The organism is Bacillus cereus group sp. BfR-BA-01524 (genome assembly GCF_022662595.1).
Lineage (GTDB): Bacteria > Bacillota > Bacilli > Bacillales > Bacillaceae_G > Bacillus_A > Bacillus_A thuringiensis_S.
In genome coordinates this window covers 1-4,896 of the sequence record NZ_JAKUDW010000175.1, presented here as the reverse complement: position 1 = coordinate 4,896, position 4,896 = coordinate 1, and the positions used below count along the sequence as shown (strand labels likewise).

Below are 4,896 nucleotides of genomic sequence, written 5' to 3'. Positions count from 1 at the left end.
TGAGCTTTACTGTCAGCTTCTTCCTTACTCTTTGTGTCTGCTGTATCTTTTTTAGTATCTTGTGAAGTGGCAATTTTGGTGTCTGCCTTTTGTACAGTTTGATTGGAAGTTGATTTTCCATCAATAAATACAATACCCATTAAAAAGAAAGCTAGTGCTAGATATAAATATGAATATACTACTTTCTTTCTGGTTTTAATTTGTATTTTGGGTAATACAAATTGTGGTTTGATTAATCCAATAATTAAAGCCAGTAAGCTTAACGAAAATCCCAAAAAACCAATATTAACAAGGACAGGGCGGATAGAATTTGGAATAATTGCTTGAAGTATTAAAAATAAAATAAAGATATAAACAATGGAAGCAATAAACATTTTCCATGCGGTTTTAGAACGATAACCAAAAAAATTTCTCCAGTTCATTTAAGATCCTCCTTATCTAAGGTACTAGATTTTGCTTATAAATTATAATGCCGTAATGATTTAATATCGAGATGCAATTCATCACCTCTCATTTAATAAAATTAATGTATTTATGTAACAAATATACATATGTAAGCATATCATTGTCGTTAACAAATTTTCCATTTTTTTATTTTCATTTTGTCTCATTCATTAGCAAATGAAAGGTTAATCATCATTTAAAAGGAAAATTTGGTGTTAAAATATGAATTAATATAAGATAGTAAGTATTAATTAATCTGTATAAGGAAGTGAATAAGTATGAAGAGAAAAATATCAGTGGTTGGTGCGGTAATTGTTAATGAAAATAATGAAGTCTTATGTGCATTACGCTCTCCTACAATGACGTTACCGAATTATTGGGAATTTCCAGGTGGTAAGATAAACAAGGGAGAAGAGCCACCAGCTGCATTAATTCGTGAAATTAAAGAAGAGCTTGGATGTACAATTGTTGTAGATGAGAAGGTAGAGGAAGTCGAGTACGAGTATGAAACTATTGTTGTTCATCTTACTACATATAAAGCTAGAATCTTGGCAGGTAAGCCTAAAGCTCTTGAGCATGCAGAGCTAAAATGGATGAGTATTAAAGATTTAAAGCATTTAAAGTGGGCACCTGCTGATATTCCTACCGTAGAAGCACTGTAGGAATATTTTAATGAAATATCCTTGAGAATTATAATTTTATTATGTAATATATAATTATATTGTTAGTTTATTTGATTCCGTTTATTCCCACATCTTATGTGTTGTGGTTGAGTTGTAGAAGCAAGTTTTTTCTTGTTTCAATTTTGAAAGGGCTTCTTTGAGCCGATTAGTGTATATAGCTTATTTGCTATGCACGATTAATCGACTTAAAGGAGCCCTTTTTTGTTTGTTTAAGTGGATGTATAAAGTAGGTTTTAAGCTAAAGAGAAAAATGATTGTTTAGAAGGGATATATAGTGATGAATTGAGACCTATAGCATCTAACAAAAAGAGTTATATGAAATTATAGTAAGTTAAATCTCTTATAGAGATTTCAAAATACCGAAGTAATAAGCGCAGTTAAAGGGGAAGGTCTCAAATTTTTAAAGGGACACAATAATGCATCTATAGAAGAGGAGAATAAAAATTGAAACCAACTAGAGAAAAGTACGTAATTAATGGAGAGTACACAATAGAACGTAAGCTTTTACATAATGAGATTATTGAATCATTTCTAAAAGGTCAATTACAGCAAGAGCAGGAAGTTGAAGCTATATTACTTGGTGGTGGTTCTGCTGCTGGAAAAAGTTCAATTGGAGAGTTAGTAATTAAGGGGTATAAACTTCAGAAACAAAATATGATTTGGATAGATCCTGATAAAATTAAAGAAAAAATACCAGAGTATCAAGATGCAATGGAATCTGAAGATATTGAGTCAATGAAACAAGCAGCTTTTCTAGTTCATGATGAAAGTAGTGATATTACCATGAAACTATTAAAGATTTGCATGAAAAGAAAACTAAACTTTATGTATGATGGTACAATGAAAAATGAAGTGAAATACATAAAGTTAATTCAACAATTAAGACAAGCGGGTTTCAGCATTAAAGCAATCATTGTGGATGTTCCAATAAAAGTGGCCTTAGAACGATCTAATATGCGTTTTAAAGTAACAGGAAGATTGGTTCCTGAACATATTATTGAACAAAGTCATATGAGAGTAGCTACTACATTTTCTAAAATTAAAGATTTAATAGATTGCTTTACTTTATATGATAATACAGGAAAGGAACCAGAAGTTTTTGCTTTTAAAGAATCAAAACGAGTAAAAGAAATTATTGTGGATGAATCTCGAAATAATCAATTTTACGAGAAGTCAGTCCTTGTTTTTTAGGTGATTTATATCGTATAAATTTTATAAAATAATTAATAGATTTTATCCTGACATTTTATTATATTATTGATATAATAAATACAGGAGGCGATATAAATGGAACTTAAAGACCTTATGAATTATATTGAAGAAAACAAAGAAGAACATTTTCATGATTTAATCGCTAAAAATGAACGGGAAATTGCAAAAAAAGAAGAAGAAGAGAAATAAAAAAATTAAAATAGAAGAGTTGACCTTTTGGGTCAACTCTTTTGTTTTTATAAATGGATATAAAGTTGGATTTCTCAATTGTTGAGTAAAAGGAATTGCAGAATTTTTCTGTAGAGAAGGTTGTTTGGTATTGAAAATGAAACAGACAATTTGCTAATCATAGGAGAGTTTTTTAGTATTATATTAAATAGAAAATAGCGTAATGAGTTAACGCTTTAGGAGAGAGTATATGAATCATTTTATTGTTATGCAGGGGCATACATATCAAGAGGAAAAAGGATTAGAAATTATTTGGTCACCTAAAAAGGATAGAGGCGGTAATGTACCACATTCATGGAAAAGAATGATGGATGTAAAAGAGGGGGATCGGATCTTTCATTATGTAAAAGGGAATATTGTAGCAGTTAGTATCGCTGAAGAAGATTGTAAGGAATCGAATAAACCATCGATTATGAAAAGCCATGATCAATGGAATGATGAAGGCTATTTGGTATCTTTAAAATATCATGAGTTAGAAAAACCAATTAATATACGTGAGAAATTTGAAGAAATATCGCACCTGTTGCCAATTAAATATTCACCTTTTCAATCAGATGCAAATGGAAACCAAGGTTATTTATATCCATGTAATGAAGAATTAGCCCTTAAATTAATGGAACTAATTGGTGATTCAAACATTTATAAAATAAATGATGAGCAATTAGAGTTAGCAGTTGATCCGGTAAGAAGGACAGAAAACAACACATTAATTCCGGTTATAGCTGAGACGGAATCCGAAGTAAAAGCGAAAATCCGAATTGGACAGCAAAAATTTAGAGAGGAATTAATGGAGATTTGGAGCGGAAAATGTGCATTATGCGGAATAGATTTACCAGAATTGTTAAGAGCAAGTCATTCTAAGCCATGGAAAGATAGTACAAGTATGGAACGCTTAGATCCGTATAACGGTGTACTACTGTGCTGTAATCATGATGCTCTTTATGATAAAGGATTTATCACATTTGATGGACAGGGACGACTGTATATTTCCTCATTAATAGTGGAAACAGATTATTTGAAATTTGGATTAATACCAAAAGCTAAGATAGGAATTCAACCGGAAAATAAATTATACTTTAAGTGGCATAAGAGGAATATTTTTAAAGTAAAATAGTATAATTTTTAACTTCAAAGACAGGAAGAACATAAGAGAGACGAATTGTGTTATCCAGTAAAGGGGAATGGTACATGTATAACTGTAATCAATGTGGAACAGAAATGATTATGCAATTACAAGATAGATATAGAGAATATTGTCCCAAATGTGAAAAGCTTAAACCAAATAACTTGGTATACTATAATCTATATGAATTACTAGATTATATGGAAGCTAATCACTACATGAGTAAGGAAAATATGCTACATAATTTTTTGAAATGGGAGTTTGATTTAACGAAAGGGAATATATTTAAGTTATATCTAGCCATAGATAAATATGACCAATTCAATGATGAGGATTTTACAAGAAAATTAGAGGACTATATCAAGGGGATTCGATTAAAATTAAATGTTAAATATGAAGATGATTATATCTGGATCAAGGTTAATTAGATGGAATTATAGATATAATGAATTTTGTTTTAAAGAAATAGTAAGTAATTGAGAGGAGATTAATAGTGATGGAAGATTTGCAAAAGGCAGTAATAAAATTTCGAGATGAGAGAAATTGGGGGCAGTTTCATAATGCGAAGGATCTAGCAATTTCCTTAAATTTAGAAGCATCAGAGTTGCTTGAAACTTTTCAATGGAAGTCTAGTGAAGAAGCAACAGAGACGAAAATGCAGGAAATAAAAGAAGAAATGGCCGATGTAATGATCTATTTACTTATGCTAAGTGATAAATTAGATATCGATCTAGAAGAAGTAGTACATGCTAAGTTGGAAAAGAATGCAGAGAAATATCCTGTAGAAAAAGCATTTGGGAGTAATAAAAAATATAACGAACTGTAAAACGAAAATCGTTTTACAGTTTTTTAAAATGGTTATGAGAAAGCAGATGGTTGAGATCATGATTTGGATGTAAGGATTGTATTTCAAAAGTATGAAATCCACACATCCTTAAGTATTCTTAAAATTAAAAAGTAGGGAGTTATTCAAATGCTATCATTTGCAGCAAAATTATCTTCATTTTACATAATTAAAAAGAAGCGAAAAGAGTTTGGGCAAGGTTGTATCAGAGATCCTAAAATAGATGGAATACCAGTAGTCTATATTCAACGGGATAAGAAGAATTTATATGTAGGTAAGTCTACAGATATATATGAGCGTTTTGTTGCACATATAAGTGATGAAGCTAAAACATTCAATGAAGTTATTGTAATAAAAAGTGA

Annotated in this window: 6 protein-coding genes and 1 pseudogene; 6 read left to right on the top strand and 1 reads right to left on the bottom strand. The window is 30.3% G+C overall.

Annotation, left to right across the window (positions count from 1 at the left end; all coding sequences use genetic code 11):
• A pseudogene (locus MR170_RS29645) lies at nt 1–422 on the bottom strand (protein TolA); the annotation flags it as partial.
• A gap of 300 nt (nt 423–722) precedes the next feature.
• Between MR170_RS29645 and MR170_RS29640 the strand changes: the two are divergent.
• The 6 genes from MR170_RS29640 to MR170_RS29615 form a co-directional block, all read left to right on the top strand.
• Nucleotides 723–1,106: a (deoxy)nucleoside triphosphate pyrophosphohydrolase gene (locus tag MR170_RS29640; protein ID WP_000823376.1), complete on the top strand. Its 384-nt coding sequence runs from the start codon at nt 723–725 to the stop codon at nt 1,104–1,106.
• A gap of 465 nt (nt 1,107–1,571) precedes the next feature.
• A complete protein-coding gene (locus MR170_RS29635) occupies nt 1,572–2,318 on the top strand; it encodes a zeta toxin family protein (RefSeq protein ID WP_242310464.1) in 747 nt (248 codons plus the stop codon).
• A gap of 439 nt (nt 2,319–2,757) precedes the next feature.
• Entirely contained in the window at nt 2,758–3,681 is a 924-nt protein-coding gene (locus MR170_RS29630) for an HNH endonuclease (RefSeq protein WP_016083120.1), read from the top strand.
• A gap of 74 nt (nt 3,682–3,755) precedes the next feature.
• Entirely contained in the window at nt 3,756–4,118 is a 363-nt protein-coding gene (locus tag MR170_RS29625) for a hypothetical protein (protein ID WP_016083119.1), read from the top strand.
• A 68-nt stretch (nt 4,119–4,186) separates the two neighbouring features.
• Nucleotides 4,187–4,516: a nucleotide pyrophosphohydrolase gene (locus MR170_RS29620; RefSeq protein ID WP_000389841.1), complete on the top strand. Its 330-nt coding sequence runs from the start codon at nt 4,187–4,189 to the stop codon at nt 4,514–4,516.
• Nucleotides 4,517–4,663: 147 nt separating this feature from the next.
• A partial coding sequence (locus MR170_RS29615; protein WP_481746794.1) for a GIY-YIG nuclease family protein occupies nt 4,664–4,896 on the top strand: 233 nt, incomplete at its 3' end.

Bases quoted from the DNA above. Each gene is read 5' to 3' on its own strand.
- MR170_RS29620 (WP_000389841.1), top strand. From the start codon at position 4,187: ATGGAAGATTTGCAAAAGGCAGTAATAAAATTTCGAGATGAGAGAAAT.
- MR170_RS29625 (WP_016083119.1), top strand. From the start codon at position 3,756: ATGTATAACTGTAATCAATGTGGAACAGAAATGATTATGCAATTACAA.
- MR170_RS29630 (WP_016083120.1), top strand. From the start codon at position 2,758: ATGAATCATTTTATTGTTATGCAGGGGCATACATATCAAGAGGAAAAA.
- MR170_RS29640 (WP_000823376.1), top strand. From the start codon at position 723: ATGAAGAGAAAAATATCAGTGGTTGGTGCGGTAATTGTTAATGAAAAT.